The 14,562-nt window shown below is 48.2% G+C and carries 13 protein-coding genes; all 13 read left to right on the forward strand.

Going from position 1 to position 14,562, the window contains the following annotated elements:
* The gene (locus BUA56_RS13110) at window positions 1-699 is read left to right on the forward strand and encodes a CoA transferase subunit A (protein ID WP_084067928.1); all 699 of its coding nucleotides are present in this window, start codon (window positions 1-3) and stop codon (window positions 697-699) included.
* On the forward strand, window positions 683-1,405 hold the full coding sequence (locus BUA56_RS13115; protein WP_072852455.1) for a 3-oxoacid CoA-transferase subunit B: 723 nt from the start codon (window positions 683-685) through the stop codon (window positions 1,403-1,405). Before BUA56_RS13110 ends, BUA56_RS13115 begins: the two co-directional genes overlap by 17 nt.
* 24 nt (window positions 1,406-1,429) lie before the next feature.
* A complete protein-coding gene (locus tag BUA56_RS13120; protein WP_072852457.1) occupies window positions 1,430-2,836 on the forward strand; it encodes an alanine/glycine:cation symporter family protein in 1,407 nt (468 codons plus the stop codon).
* A gap of 48 nt (window positions 2,837-2,884) precedes the next feature.
* Window positions 2,885-4,042, forward strand: coding sequence for a Glu/Leu/Phe/Val family dehydrogenase (locus tag BUA56_RS13125; protein ID WP_072852459.1), 1,158 nt, complete (start codon window positions 2,885-2,887; stop codon window positions 4,040-4,042).
* Between the two features lie 144 nt (window positions 4,043-4,186).
* On the forward strand, window positions 4,187-4,852 hold the full coding sequence (locus BUA56_RS13130; protein WP_072852461.1) for a response regulator transcription factor: 666 nt from the start codon (window positions 4,187-4,189) through the stop codon (window positions 4,850-4,852).
* A complete protein-coding gene (locus BUA56_RS13135; protein WP_072852463.1) occupies window positions 4,849-5,871 on the forward strand; it encodes a sensor histidine kinase in 1,023 nt (340 codons plus the stop codon). Before BUA56_RS13130 ends, BUA56_RS13135 begins: the two co-directional genes overlap by 4 nt.
* 95 nt (window positions 5,872-5,966) lie before the next feature.
* On the forward strand, window positions 5,967-6,734 hold the full coding sequence (locus BUA56_RS13140) for an ABC transporter ATP-binding protein (RefSeq protein WP_072852465.1): 768 nt from the start codon (window positions 5,967-5,969) through the stop codon (window positions 6,732-6,734).
* Window positions 6,724-8,742: an ABC transporter permease gene (locus BUA56_RS13145; RefSeq protein WP_072852467.1), complete on the forward strand. Its 2,019-nt coding sequence runs from the start codon at window positions 6,724-6,726 to the stop codon at window positions 8,740-8,742. Before BUA56_RS13140 ends, BUA56_RS13145 begins: the two co-directional genes overlap by 11 nt.
* A 92-nt stretch (window positions 8,743-8,834) precedes the next feature.
* Window positions 8,835-9,188: a hypothetical protein gene (locus BUA56_RS13150; RefSeq protein ID WP_072852468.1), complete on the forward strand. Its 354-nt coding sequence runs from the start codon at window positions 8,835-8,837 to the stop codon at window positions 9,186-9,188.
* A gap of 139 nt (window positions 9,189-9,327) precedes the next feature.
* The gene (locus BUA56_RS13155) at window positions 9,328-9,813 is read left to right on the forward strand and encodes an RNA polymerase sigma factor (RefSeq protein WP_072852470.1); all 486 of its coding nucleotides are present in this window, start codon (window positions 9,328-9,330) and stop codon (window positions 9,811-9,813) included.
* Window positions 9,803-10,585, forward strand: a complete 783-nt coding sequence (locus BUA56_RS13160; RefSeq protein WP_072852472.1) for an anti-sigma-I factor RsgI family protein — start codon at window positions 9,803-9,805, stop codon at window positions 10,583-10,585. Before BUA56_RS13155 ends, BUA56_RS13160 begins: the two co-directional genes overlap by 11 nt.
* 91 nt (window positions 10,586-10,676) lie before the next feature.
* Complete coding sequence (locus tag BUA56_RS13165) at window positions 10,677-11,633, forward strand: carbohydrate kinase family protein (protein ID WP_072852474.1); 957 nt, start codon at window positions 10,677-10,679, stop codon at window positions 11,631-11,633.
* 191 nt (window positions 11,634-11,824) lie between these two features.
* Window positions 11,825-14,458, forward strand: a complete 2,634-nt coding sequence (locus tag BUA56_RS13170) for a hybrid sensor histidine kinase/response regulator (protein WP_072852476.1) — start codon at window positions 11,825-11,827, stop codon at window positions 14,456-14,458.
* Window positions 14,459-14,562 lie beyond the last annotated feature (104 nt).

Below are 14,562 nucleotides of genomic sequence, written 5' to 3' on the forward strand. Positions count from 1 at the left end.
ATGATTGACAAAGTAACAAGACTGGAGACGGCGGTTGATTCCATTCGTTCCGGCAGTACCATAATGGTAGGGGGATTTACTATTTCCGGCTGTCCCCTGGGACTGCTGAGGGAGCTGTCAAAACGTCCGGTAAATAATCTCACCACAATTTCGGAAGACATAGGCTTTGCGAATACCTCATCCTTTCCTGCGGAGGCCATCCGAGAACTGTTTACAGGCGGAAGGATCCGAAGGGTATGTGCCTCCTTTATCGGGGCCAATCCTTTTGTAAATGAACTGATTCAAAAGGGAGAACTGGAATATGAACTGATCCCCCAGGGCACCCTGGCAGAGCGCATTCGGGCCGGCGGGTCCGGGATCGGAGGATTCTATACGCCCACGGGAATTGGCACCATTGCTGAAAAAGGGAAGGAGAAAAAAGTTATTCATGGCAAGGAGTATCTGCTGGAGCTGCCGCTCCGGGCGGATGTAGCTCTGGTTAAGGCCTACAAGGCAGATTCTATGGGCAATGCCGTGTTCAAGTATTCTTCTGCCAATTTTAATCCGCTTATGGCAATGGCTGCGGATACAGTCATTCTGGAGGTGGAAAAACTGGTAGAGCTGGGTGAAATCAACCCGGAATTGGTGCAGCTGCCTGGTATTTTTGTAGATCAGGTGGTCCTGCCGGAGAGGAGGGCAGCAGATGTACAGCAAACGTGAGATCATTGCTCTTAATATTGCGAATATGCTGCACGATGGTGATTTTGTGAATCTGGGAGTGGGAATGCCTACCCTGGTAGGGCGCTATATTCCAAGAGACATTACCGTATGGCTGCACGGGGAAAATGGCTGTGTGGGACAGGATGCCACCATCACCGGCACCCAGGAAGAGATGCAGCGCTGGAAAGCAGAGCACGGAGGCGAGGACAGTGACTGGAAGACCGGCCACAGAGATTTGATCAACGCCAGCTGTGAGTATGTGACACTCCTTCCGGGTGGCTGCTGCTTTGACAGCTCCATAGCTTTTGCCATGGCAAGAGGCGGTCATCTGGATGCCACAGTCCTGGGAGGATTACAGGTGGATGCCAAGGGGAATCTGGCCAACTGGATGGTTCCCGGCAAGGGGGTTCCTGGCATGGGCGGCGCCATGGATTTGGTGTGCGGTGCCAAAAAGGTAATCATTGCCATGGAACACTGCACAAAGGAAGGAGCTCCTAAACTTCTGAAAGAATGTACCATGCCCCTGACTGCGGTAGCCTGTGTGGACGTTGTGGTGACAGAATTCTGTATCCTGGAGCGCCGCGGGGGGCGGTTTGCAGTAACGGCCATGAACGCGGAGATTGAGAGAGAGGAACTGATAAAGAGAACAGAGATGGAGCTGGTTTTTGATAAAAGGCTTCATGAGATGGAGATGCCCGCAGATTAGAAGTTAATAGAGAAGAGGAATAGGATGGTAATTGATGGAATCATGTCGGTAATCAACAAATACATCGAACTCGGTGATTTCCTCTGGGAAATTCCTATGCTTATATTTCTTACTATTGTTGCCCTAATGTATACCGTAGGGACCAGAGGCTTCCAGTTCCGCTATTTTGGGCACAGCATAAGCTCCACACTGGGGCGGCAGATTCGGGGTACGGCGGCCGGGACAACAAAAAAAGGAATATCCTCCTTCCAGGCCCTGTGTATGGCCCTATGCAATACATTAGGGGTTGGCAACATCGCAGGAGTAGCCGTATCCATTGCCCTCGGCGGGCCTGGAGCAGTTTTCTGGCTCTGGCTTGCAGGCATTCTCGGGCTGATTATCAAATACGGAGAGATAGCCCTGGGCGTAAAATACCGGGAGGTAGATCCGGAGACAGGTATGTACCGGGGCGGTTTAATGTGGTACGTGGAGAAGGGACTGGGCAGGCGGTTTAAATGGCTGGCGGTGTTTTACGCGGCTACTTATGTAGTCTCTAATCTCAATGCACCGGCAGTACAGGTGAATACCATTGCATCTTCTGTTACTACGTGTTTTACACATGTGCCTCCTATGCTGGTAGGCGTCGTCACATCGGGGTTGATGGGAGTGGTACTGTTAGGCGGCTTAAAACGTATCAGTAAGGTGGCCGAGCGGATTGTCCCTTTTATGTCGGTGGCTTATATGGCTATTGTAGTGCTGATTCTGCTGCTGAATTTCACCAAAATCCCATACATATTTCAACTTATTTTTAAGTATGCAGTGACAGATGCAAAGGCAGCTGCCGGAGGGTTCGGCGGGGCTACGGTGTCAATGGCGGCCAGGTATGGTTTTGCCCGTGGATTCTATTCGAATGGTGCAGGAATGGGGGATACGGCATTTTCCCATGCCTCCAGCGATGTAGATCATCCGGCCAAGCAGGGAATGTGGGGCATCAGTGAGGTGCTGATAGATACTATTATCTGTACCTGCACAGCGTTTGCGATCTTAATTACCGGAAGCTGGGAGAGCGGGGAAAGCGGTGCTGCCCTCACTACTCAGGCTATAGCCAGGGGACTAAAAGCGCCTGTGCTGGCGAATCTCTTTGTCATGGCGGCAGTCATCTTTTTTGCCCTTACGACAGCCGTTATGTGCGCTTATTATGGAGAGATCTGCCTTCGCTATTTTACAAAGAGCAAGATTGCTTCTAATATATACCGCCTTCTGATCTGCCTGATGGCTGTTTTTTCCACCAATCCTGTGTTTGTGGAACGCGTGGATATCCTCTGGCGGGTGGGAGACAGCAATGTGGCAATTCTCATTATGCTGAGTCTGGTGGTCCTGGTACTTCTCCGAAAGGATGTGTATGCTATAACAAGAGATTATGAAAACAAGTACTTAAAAGGAAAGCAGTAAGATACCTAGCTGCAGCGAAACAAGGAACGAGAGGAAAGGAGAACTATTATGAAACCATATGCAATCGTAGAATGGAACGATACAAAATCAGAGGCAAAGGGATGGCTGTGTGTGTACAACCTGGTAGAGCATTACTCCGGGGGCGGTGTCCGTATGCATCCCTCTGTCACGAAGGAGGAGGTTATCCGTCTGGCCAAGATGATGGCATACAAGTACAATGCCGCCGGTGCCGATGACTGCGGAGGGATGAAAGCAGGGATTGTATATGACAGCAAAGCGCCGGATGCCTATGAGGTACTGAAAAGATTTATACAGGCGATTCGCCCCTATGTGGATCTCGGTCTTGGGATCGGCGCTGATCTGGGAACCAAAGGACCTGATTTTTATAAGATCTTCGAGGAATTGGGGATGCGGGTTCCGGCTACCAAAACTCACTGTGAGGACCCGGTATGTATCAAAGGGCGCGAACAGATTCCCATACTGGTGGATGCCATGATTGACGGGTTCACGTTAAACGATGCCATGACAGGCTATGGCGTAGCCTTTGCCGCAGATGAGGCATGGAGAATCCGGCACAGGGAAGCCGGAGGTGCCCGTGTGGTAATACAGGGCTTTGGGTGCGTAGGCGCCAGCTGTGCCGCCAAAATGAAGCAATTGGGGTACACAGTGATAGGAATCGCGGACGCTCAGAACCTGGCGGTATGCGAGGATGGTCTTGACGTTGCCGAACTGATTGCCCACAAGAATCAGTACGGTGAGATGGATCCTGCTTATTTTCCTGAAAATTACGCTGTCCGCCCGAATACAGAATGGCTGGATGTAGACTGTGATATACTGATACCTGCTGCTCTTGAGGATGTAATCAATGCTGGAAATGTGGACTTACTGGGGGACAAGCTGCTGGTAGAGGGGGCCAACATCCCGGTATCCGCTGAGGCAGATGACATACTCCGCAAAAGAAATGTGGACATGGTTCCGGACTTCATAGCAAATGTGGGTGCCATCCGATTCTTCTCCCGCTGCCGCCGCTGTCAGATAGAATTTACAGCAGAGGGCGCCATCCGGGACATTGAACAGGGGGTTCGTGACAATGTGAGGATGCTGTTCGCAGAGAAGGATGAGACAGGAAGATATATCCGTGATATCGCTTTTGAAAGGTTCGAGCCCACGATCCAGACGGATTTTGAATTTACGTCTAACCGCTGAGACAAAGAGACAGGGGGATTCTCCGGATAAGAGAAAGCCCGGGAGAGGGATGGAATAACTGCCGCCAAGTTATTCCACCCCTCTTTTACAATCATCTGTATAATGGTATACTGATGGCAGAACTTTATTTCAGTAGGAGGATGAATGGAGCGAATATATGTTGTAGAGGACGATATCCGGCTGCGTGAGGAATTGCGGAGTATATTAGTAAAAAATGGTTATGACTGTATATGTGCAGATCGCTTTGAACAAGTGACAGAAGATATCTTAAAAGCGGCTCCGGATCTGGTGTTGCTGGATCTTAGCCTTCCGGTCTATGATGGCTTTTATATCTGCCGCAGTCTCAGGGAGGTGTCGGATCTTCCGGTGATTGTAGTCACCAGCTCAAACAGTGATATGGATGAGCTGATGAGCCTGAATGTAGGGGCGGATGATTTTATCACAAAGCCTTACAATATCCATATCCTGCTGGCCCACATAGCCGCAGTGCTGCAGCGGGTCCACGGGCGCAAAAACAGCCTGATACTGGTTCACAAAGGGCTGACGCTGGACATTGGCAAAAGTAAGGCGTCCTGCGGAGAGAAAAGTGTGGAGCTGACGAAAAATGAACTTGGCATTTTGAAGCTGCTGATGGATCATAAGGGGACCATTGTGTCCAGGGAAGAATTAATCCAGGAATTGTGGGAGATGGAAGAATTCGTGGAGGACAGTACACTGACCGTCAATATAAACCGGCTGAGGAAAAAGATAGGAGATCTGGGGCTTCCGGACTATCTTCTAACAAAACGGGGACAGGGGTATCTGGTATGAATTTTATGTGCTATTGCAGGGACAGATGGCTTTCTTTCCTTATCTTTGTTTTTGTATTTGCTGCGGGGGGCGGCATACTCTGGCTGATTGGCACCCCCTTTGCCGTAGCCTGTGTTGTGGAGGGATTCTACGCCGCAGGCTTTTTTCTGATTCTGCTTCAGGGCTTTCTTGCCAGAAAGGAGTTTTACGACAGACTTCTTGAGGCATCGGATAATCTGCAGGAAATCTCGTATCTTTCCGAATTCCTGAAGGAGCCTCATTTTCTGGAGGGGGCAATTCTGTACCGTATTCTGCAGAAGGATGAAAAATATATGAATGACCGGATTGCGGCACATCAAAGGGATTTGCAGGAGTACATGGATTATGTGGAGACGTGGGTACATGAAGTGAAAACTCCCATAGCAGTCTCCAGACTAATCATGGAAAATAACCGGAGCGAGGCAACAAGAAGCCTTTCGGAAGAGATGGATAAGGTGGAAGGTTTTGTCACCCAGATGCTGTATTACAGTAAAAGCGGCAGTCTGCAGGACGACTATAAGATCCGCAGGGTCTCTCTCAGAACCCTTGTTGTAGACGCGGTTAAGCACAATGCGAAGTATATGATCGCGCAGCAGGTAGTGCCGAAGTTTGGGTCTCTGGACTATGAAGTGTTCACAGACCCCAAGTGGATGGACTTTGTGCTGGGGCAGATTATCTCCAATGGGGTAAAGTACCGCTCTTCGGAGCGCAGTTCAGAGATTTCATTTTCTGCTGTACAGACAGGAAGAACAGTGACCCTGTCAATAGAGGATAATGGGATCGGGATACCGGCAGAGGATTTGGGCAGAATCTTCAGAAAAGGATTCACCGGTGTAAATGGCAGGAAATATGGGAAGTCTACGGGTATGGGACTTTATCTGTGTGATACACTGTGCAGAAAGCTGGGGACTGAACTGTCGGTGTCTTCCCGTGAAGGGGAGGGAGCCGTCTTTGAACTTAAGCTGACATTGGCTTCAGAGGCAGAAACAGGATTGGTTTAACATTTCAAAATTGTAATGTTGCTGTTAGGTAAGGACGTGGCAGCAAATTAGTCTCCATGCTACACTGGACCTATTAAATGATGGAGGTGTAGGAAATGAATCCTGTGTTAAAAGTAGAGAATCTGCAGAAATTTTATAAAACAAAAGGCGCTGTTACGAAAGCCGTCAACCATATAAGCTTTGAAGTGGAACAGGGAGAATACATTGGGATTATGGGGGCTTCGGGGAGCGGAAAGACAACCCTTTTAAACTGTATTTCAACCATTGACAAGGCCACTGCGGGACAGATCCTGATACAGGGGCAGAATATCACAGCATTGAGTGAAAATAAACTGGCACGTTTCAGGAGGGAACAGCTGGGATTTATCTTCCAGGACTTTAATCTTCTGGATACTTTGACAGGAAGGGACAACATAGCCCTGGCCCTGGCCATCAACGGTGTCAAACCCGGCCAGATATCACGGCTGATCGAACAAGTAGCTGACGACCTGGAGATAAAAGCCATCCTCGATAAGTACCCATATGAGATGTCCGGGGGCCAGCAGCAGCGGGTTGCCTGTGCCCGTGCCATTGTGACAAAGCCCTCTTTGATTCTTGCGGATGAACCTACAGGAGCCCTTGACTCAAAGTCAGCTGGAATGCTTATGGAGAGCCTGAGCATATTAAATGAGAGAAAAAAAGCTACCATACTGATGGTGACCCACGATGCTTTTACGGCAAGCCACTGCAAACGCATACTATTCATTAAGGATGGACAGATATTTAATGAACTGGTACGGGGTGAGAAAAGCAGGAAGAAATTCTTTGATGAAATTATGCAGGTGATTTCTTTCCTAGGAGGTGATAATAATTATGCTTTCTAATAGAAAGAGGTTTGAAAGCCAATCATCTTTACATGGATTCTTCCGGAAGCTGTCATCTAAGAATGTAAAAAAATCTGCGAAGGATTACTTTATCTATTTTTTCACACTGATGCTCTCTGTCTGTCTGTTTTACAGCTTTAATTCCATCAGCACACAGTTTGCCTCTCTGGGGCTTGAGGATCCTTTGAGCTATCTTGCATTTTCCTCCACCGTACTGACCGTATTTTCTGTGCTGGTATGCATTATCATGGGTGCACTGGTGGTTTATGCCAACCGGTTCCTGCTGAGACGCAGAAAGAGGGAGATGGGAATATATGCAGTGCTTGGGCTGGAGCGAAAGGATCTGAACCGGCTGCTTATGAGGGAAACCCTGCAGATAGGTGTACTGTCTCTGCTGGCGGGGATTGGCCTGGGAATATTTGCTGCCCAGCTTCTTTCGCTGGCAACCGCCAGGCTGATTGGTATCAGCCTGACAAATTACCATTTTATGATCTCAGGGAAGGCAATTGTATTAAGCGTCCTTTTCTTTGGAATTCTGTTTCTTTTTGTCCATATGTTCAATGTAAAAGAACTAAAGAAAATGAGCCTTCTGGAAATGCTCCATGCAGGGAAGAAGAATGAGACAGCAGGTGAGGGGAAAAGGGGCTTTTCCGTATTGCTGGGCATTATCTCTGTGTTGTTTATCCTGGGCGGATATGGACTTGTGTTTGTGATGTCGGAAAAGGATACCTTTAAAGCTTTGGCTGTGGGCGGACTGCTGGTAATCATCGGAACAGTATGCTTTTTAAGGTCAGCCCTTACAATATCTACAGGCTTAATGAAGAGAAACAAGAGGCGGTATTACCGCGGCATTCATATATTTACAACAAGCCAGTTTACCTCCAGGCTGAAAACGGAGGGCAGCTCCCTGGCAATGACAGCTGTTCTGCTCTTCCTGTCGTTTTCCCTGACCATATTAGGGCCGGGATTAGGGAAGTTTGTCATGAATGGGATCGAAAATGCAACGCCTTATGACGGCACTATTTTTTATGCTCCAATGGCAGGGAATACAGAGGCCGGGGGAGATCCCCTGGAATACTTGAGTCAGTCGGGATTCCGCATAAATGAGTTTTCCGACGAGTATGCAGACTTCTGGACTTATGAAAGCCCCGAGATTACAGCAGGATTCCTGTCTGGGAAAGAAGGGCGAGAAGCAGAGAAGGTTCCCCTTACCATAATAGGATTGGAAGACTATAACCGTATACTTGCTCTGCAGAACCTGCCCCCGGTTCAGCTGGCGGAAGGGGAATACGCGGTAAGCTATGCCTTTCCGGCCATGAAAGAGATCCTAAAAGTCTTTCAACAGGAGCCACGGCCGCTGAAGCTTGGGGACAGCACCCTGACGATGGCGGATGACGGAATATTTCACCACGGCTGGGAGAATACTAACATATTAGCCGAGCAGGGAACGCTGATTGTCCCCCAGCATTTAGCTGAAAGCCTTACCCCTCAGAGATGGTTTATGAACTTTAATTTTACCCGGGAGGGGGATGACCTGAATCTTGAGCTGCATAACCGGTGGGTAGACGCGGGCCTGAACGGATATGTAATGTGGTCCCGTGAGGAAGCGCTGGTGTCATTAAGCTCTGATAATCTTCTTGTGACATACCTGGGGATTTACCTGGGCATTACATTTTTGATTACCTCAGGCGCGGTTTTGGCACTCCGCCAGTTATCCCAGTCTTCCGATAATATAGAACGATACGGTATCTTAAAGAAACTGGGCGTATCCAAAAGGGACATGAGACGGTCTTTAAGGAAGCAGCTCAGAGTATATTTCGGGCTTCCGCTGGTTCTGGCAGTCCTCCATTCTGCGGTAACTGTGTTTGCCGTTTTCCGGTATTTTGAAGGGCTGCACCTGGCGGTAATCGCTTCCGTCATTGGTTTTGGAGCGCTGGTGATTTTATCGGTTTATGGGGTATACTTTATTGCAACCTATTTGGGGAGCAGACGTATCCTGGAATTATAAAATATATATGTAAATGATGCAAGGTTTTCCTTCTCTCAATCGTGTTACTTATATAAAACAAAATATATAACACATGTAGGAGGGAAACAAACATGAAGAAACTGATAACGTTAGGGGCAGCGGCAGCACTTGTATTTACTATGGGTACGGTGGTATTTGGTGCCGATATTAATACAGCGGAAGAGCACCAAACGATCCGGTGCGAATATGCGGATATGAACGGGGACGGTATCTGTGATACCTGTAATCAGCGCTGTACAGAGTATGCGGATGAGGATCAGGACGGTGTGTGTGACAACTGTATGAATAAAGAAACAGACGGGGAGGCGCACCACGAACACAGCAGCCATAATACATGTAAGAGAAGCGGTATTTCTTCCGGAACTCATCACGCATCCGGGGCACATCATTCTTCCGGCCGCGGGCATGGAAAACATCATAAATAAAAGAATATCCGGTATAAGGCAGCGGTCACAAGCGACCGCTGCCTGTTGCCGCTTACGCGGGAAAGATAAGATGAAAAGTCTGTCAAAGCAGCCGCTGCTGCGGTATACTACCTATAAGAATACCGGGGGAGGTGCGTAGGTGAGGAGTGAAAATGATGTAAACAGTGCGGTAGAAACATACGCGGATATGGTTCAGCGCATCTGTTACTATCATCTGAAAAATAAGGCGGATACGGAGGATATATTTCAGAATGTATTCTTAAAGTATATGCTCAGCGATATGGAGTTTCAGGATGAGGAACATAAAAAAGCATGGATCATCCGGGTGGCGGTAAATGCCTGCAAAGATTTTCTGAAAAGTTTTTTCCGCCAGAGGACAGTTCCCCTGGACATCATGAATGAAACTGCCGTATACCCCGAGGATGGGGAGAAGGAAGTATTTGAGGCTGTATTGACACTTCCGGGTAAATATAAGGATGTTATCTATCTTCACTATTTTGAGGGATACTCGGCAGCTGAGATCAGTACGATTTTGGGAAAAAGGGAAAACACCATTTATTCCTTATTATCAAGGGGAAGAGGACTTCTGAGGGAAAAGCTGGGAGGTGAAGAATTTGGCGAATAGAATCCATGATATGTTTGAACCTGTAAAAGCGAGTGAGGAATTGAAAGAATCTACCGCGGCATTTCTGCAGGCAGAGCGGCGGAAAAGAACGGCGCATTTCTTTCGCCCTGCTGTGTACCGGACAATCGCCGCAGTCTGCGTTATGCTGATGCTTCTGGCCGGTATAGGCGGATATTCTGTCATGGGGACACCTGTCTCCTATGTCAGCATTGACGTGAATCCTTCCGTTGAGCTTGCTCTGAACCGCTTTGACCGTGTAGTATCTGCTACCGCATACAATGAGGATGGAGAGGTTATTCTGGAAGGTTTAGCGGTAAAGGGAAAGAAATACACAGAAGCCATTGACCTGATTCTGGACAGCGCAGATAAGAGCGCCTATCTGACCCCTGAATCCGATTTGGTATTTACGGTTGCTGCAAAGAACCGGGAAAAGAAGCGGGAACTTCGCACGGGGATAGAGAATTGCTCCGGCTGTATGGAACACGGCGGGGAGAGCATCAGCGCAGACATTGGAACGGTGACCGAGGCTCACCACCATGGGGTATCTCTGGGTAAATACTCTGCCTATCTGAAGCTTTCTCAATACGATGAGACAGTTACCGTGGAGGACTGCAGGGATATGACAATGTCCGATATTCACCACCAGATCAAAGAACACGAACAGGGAGGGAAACATCGGAATGGGGAAGCGAATGAGACGGACGATGGCGACAGCAGCGGAAGTCCGGGGAAAACGCATAGAAATGGTCACCATAATGGGAATCATGAATAAAAAACTATTGACTTTTCCCCCGGAGTAAACAATAATAGAGTTACTTAGATAAAATGATTGATAAAAGATATCCCGAAAGGAGACTGGGAAAATGTATGATGTAACTGCACTGGGGGAATTATTGATTGACTTTATTCAAAACGGAATCAGTGATCAGGGAAATCCGGTATTTGAGGCGAATCCGGGGGGCGCACCCTGTAATGTGCTTTCTATGCTGGAGAAGCTGGGTTATAAAACAGCTTTTATAGGCAAGGTAGGAGACGATTTTTTTGGGAAAATGCTCGGCGGTGTCATTCAGGAGACTGGTATATCGGCAGAAGGCCTGCTCTACGACAAGGAAGTAAAGACAACTCTGGCCCTGGTACATCACAAGGAGGACGGGGACAGAGACTTCTCGTTTTACAGAAAACCGGGAGCTGATATTATGCTGAGGAAAGAAGAACTTCCAAAGGATCTCATAGAGAACTGCAGAATCTTTCACTTTGGGACCTTATCTTTAACAGATGAACCGGCGGCAGAAGCCACAAAAACGGCTCTGTCCTGTGCAAAAGAGGCAAAGGCCCTGATTTCTTTTGATCCCAATTACCGGGCTCCCCTGTGGGGTTCAGAGGAGGCGGCAAAAGAGGCAGTCTGGTATGGGATTAAGAACTGCGATATCTTAAAAATTGCAGATAACGAGATACAGTGGCTCACGGGAAAATCGTCCTACGATGAAGGAATTGAAGAAATACGAAAATATGCATCCCCGAGACTTATGAATGTCACTCTGGGAAAGGAGGGAAGCATCGGGTACTGCAATGAAAAAAAGGTGTACTGCAAACCTTTTATATCCGATCATACAGTAGATACTACCGGGGCCGGTGATACATTCTGCGCCTGTGTCCTGGGATATGTCCTGGAACACGGACTGGATCATCTGGACGAGAGCCGCCTGGAAGAAATGCTTTCCTTTGCCAATGCGGCAGCTTCGATTGTCACCACAAGAAAAGGAGCAATTCGTGCTATGCCGTCAAGGGAGGAAGTGCAGGCGCTTGTGCAGGAACAGTAGCCTATAAAGTACAAAGAAGGCTTTTCTTAAGGGATATATTGATTTATGTAAAATAGTCATATATAATAGGAGGAAGATGACTTTTATTCTATTCTTCATAAAATAATGTCATGAATATGTAAAAGCGTATGCCAACTCCGAAGGCATGCATAAGGGACGTTATATTAGGGCGTACGAAGAACGGAGTTAGAATGAACAGACAAAAAGAAGTACATGATATTGCCTCCAACAGGAAAATATACTGGATAGGAACGGTTACGCTAATGGCGCTGCTGTTCCTTTTCCTGATCGTGACCCTTTTCAGCAACCATAAGCTTGCCTCGCAGATTCGTCTGCTCACAGAGCACCCCTTTGCCGTAAACGGAGATATCAGCGATGTTAAAACGGATCTGGCACAGATGCGTATCCGTACGGAACGTCTGCAGTCCTACAACCGGAGAGAGGACATTGAAAAGGTTCAGACGGCATTGAACGATCTCTATGTAGATATGGAAGGCTTGATTGATGAAATTGATGATCTGTATCTGGGCCCGGAGGAGGATACAGACAGGCTTCGGAATACCTATACAGACATTCGGAAGGAACAAGAGCTTCTGCTTCAGTTTGCGGCCCTCCCTGATTCTGTAAATAGTGATATCGCTGCCTATGAGGAGAAGCATCTCTATCCCCTTTATGAAGAGTTAGAAAGTAATGCGCAGCAGATCCTGGCCTTTGTCCGAAATACAGAGCGGAACATCTTCACTTCCGCGGATCATATGAGTAAGTCTACGGTGGTATGGTCTTTGCTTCTCATGATTTTAGTTTCACTGGCTCTGCTCTTTTTCCAGTCCGTGATTAGGAAAACAAACCGCCGGCTTTACCAGAAAAGCCGCCAGTTTGAGATCCTATCTGATACCGTGGATGAGGCTTTTCTTATTTTTGGGAAAGAGGAGAGAGAATGTCAGTTTGTGTCAAACAGTACAGATAAAGTTCTGGGGCTGTCTGCCAATGTCCTTCGGAAAGACCGCAGTCTTATCTACCAGTACATGGAGGCGGAGGCAGCCTCCGGAATACAAAGGGAGGTAGAGACTGGCACAAGGGAATCCTGGGATGCGGTCATTGAGTATCAGCATCCGAAAAGCCCGGAGCCACGTTGGCTGCAGGTCCGTGGATACCGGATCGGCAGCCGGCAGGACATGGAATATATTATGACGCTGACGGATCGGACAGAGGAGCACCGGGCCAGTCTGGCACTGCAGGACGCCTTGTTAAGTGCACAGAATGCCAATAACGCCAAGCGGGACTTTCTCTCCCGCATGAGTCATGAGATACGTACGCCAATGAACGCAATTATCGGAATGACTACAATTGCTGCAGCATCCATTCAGGATCGCAGCCGGGTGGAGGATTGTCTGGAGAAGATTAGTTATTCTTCCAAGCATCTGCTGATGCTCATTAACGATGTGCTGGATATGTCCAGAATCGAGAGCAACCGAATGAAGCTGAACCGGGAGCCCTTTGAGCTCTACCAGTTCCTCAATACCTTTGTGTCCGTAGTTTATCCCCAGGCCGCTAGCAAGGGGCTGGAATTTGCTGAGAAGACTACAAACTTTCCGGATCATACTACATATATAGGCGATTCTCTGAGGCTGAATCAAATCCTTCTGAATCTGGTTTCCAATGCCATCAAGTTTACACCCCGGGGCGGGAAAGTCAGTCTGGAGGTGAGTTATCTGAAGCCGCAGGGAAAGATAAGCTGGCTGCGCTTTGTTGTGTCTGATACGGGAATTGGGATGGATGAAGATGCGCTGGAACGGCTGTACACGCCCTTTGAGCAGGCAGATGCGTCTATTGCCCGTAAATATGGGGGGACCGGACTTGGAATGTCCATTACCCAGAATCTGATTGCACTGATGGGGGGATATATAGAGGTGAAAAGTAAGCCCGGCGAGGGGACCTCGTTCACTGTGGAACTTCCCTTTGAGCACAGCAGTGTGGACCTGCAGACATTTTCGGAGGAGACCCTGGAAGCTCTGAATGTCCTTGTAGTAGACGATGAACAGGATATCTGCGAGCATACCGCTCTATTGCTGAAAAAAATGAAAATACAGGCACAGTGGGTGCTCAGCGGCAGAGAGGCCGTGAACCGTGCGGTTTTAGCCGCAGAGGCCGGCCAGGGCTTTGATGTCTGCTTCATTGACTGGAAAATGCCGGAGATGGACGGGATAGAGACAGCCAGACAGATCAGGGAAAAGGTCGGAAAGGATACGCCAATCATCATTATTTCGGCATATGACTGGTCAGAGATTGAGGAAGAAGCACGTAGTGTGGGAGTGAATGCTTTTATCTCAAAACCATTGTTCCAGTCCTCCATTTACAATGTAATTGTTGGGGTTACTAACGGTGCCTTTGGCATGACAGAGTCAAAGTCCCAAATTGCCGGGGACTCTTTACGGGGAAAGCGGCTTTTGCTGGCGGAGGACAATGCATTGAATATGGAGATCGCTGCCACGCTTCTTGAGATGAATGGAGCGGAGGTTGAAGGGGTAGAGAACGGGGAGGAAGCTGTGTCGCGTTTTATGGAGAAAGAACCAGGGTATTTCGATGCGATTCTCATGGATGTCCAGATGCCAGTCATGGACGGATGTGAGGCAGCCAGACATATCCGGGCCAGCGGACGTGACGACGGGAGGAGCATCCCCATTATCGCAACCACGGCCAATGCCTTTGCAGAGGATGTTTCTGTCGTGCTGGCAGCGGGGATGGATGCTCATATCAGTAAGCCCCTTGCCATTGAACAGCTATGCTCTGTGCTGAAGCGGCTGGTGGACAAAAAAGAATGCTGAGATTATAAGAGGAGGCTGTGAAAAAACAGTCCGAATAAAAAAAGAGGATTTTCAATACACTTTAGTGGTTGAAAATCCTCTTTTTGTGGTAAAATTTATCTGCT

It is taken from the genome of Lactonifactor longoviformis DSM 17459 (assembly GCF_900129135.1).
Classification (GTDB): Bacteria; Bacillota; Clostridia; order Lachnospirales; family Lachnospiraceae; genus Lactonifactor; species Lactonifactor longoviformis.

Bases quoted from the DNA above. Each gene is read 5' to 3' on its own strand.
- BUA56_RS13110 (WP_084067928.1), top strand. From the start codon at position 1: ATGATTGACAAAGTAACAAGACTGGAGACGGCGGTTGATTCCATTCGT.
- BUA56_RS13115 (WP_072852455.1), top strand. From the start codon at position 683: ATGTACAGCAAACGTGAGATCATTGCTCTTAATATTGCGAATATGCTG.
- BUA56_RS13120 (WP_072852457.1), top strand. From the start codon at position 1,430: ATGGTAATTGATGGAATCATGTCGGTAATCAACAAATACATCGAACTC.
- BUA56_RS13125 (WP_072852459.1), top strand. From the start codon at position 2,885: ATGAAACCATATGCAATCGTAGAATGGAACGATACAAAATCAGAGGCA.
- BUA56_RS13130 (WP_072852461.1), top strand. From the start codon at position 4,187: ATGGAGCGAATATATGTTGTAGAGGACGATATCCGGCTGCGTGAGGAA.
- BUA56_RS13135 (WP_072852463.1), top strand. From the start codon at position 4,849: ATGAATTTTATGTGCTATTGCAGGGACAGATGGCTTTCTTTCCTTATC.
- BUA56_RS13140 (WP_072852465.1), top strand. From the start codon at position 5,967: ATGAATCCTGTGTTAAAAGTAGAGAATCTGCAGAAATTTTATAAAACA.
- BUA56_RS13145 (WP_072852467.1), top strand. From the start codon at position 6,724: ATGCTTTCTAATAGAAAGAGGTTTGAAAGCCAATCATCTTTACATGGA.
- BUA56_RS13150 (WP_072852468.1), top strand. From the start codon at position 8,835: ATGAAGAAACTGATAACGTTAGGGGCAGCGGCAGCACTTGTATTTACT.
- BUA56_RS13165 (WP_072852474.1), top strand. From the start codon at position 10,677: ATGTATGATGTAACTGCACTGGGGGAATTATTGATTGACTTTATTCAA.
- BUA56_RS13170 (WP_072852476.1), top strand. From the start codon at position 11,825: ATGAACAGACAAAAAGAAGTACATGATATTGCCTCCAACAGGAAAATA.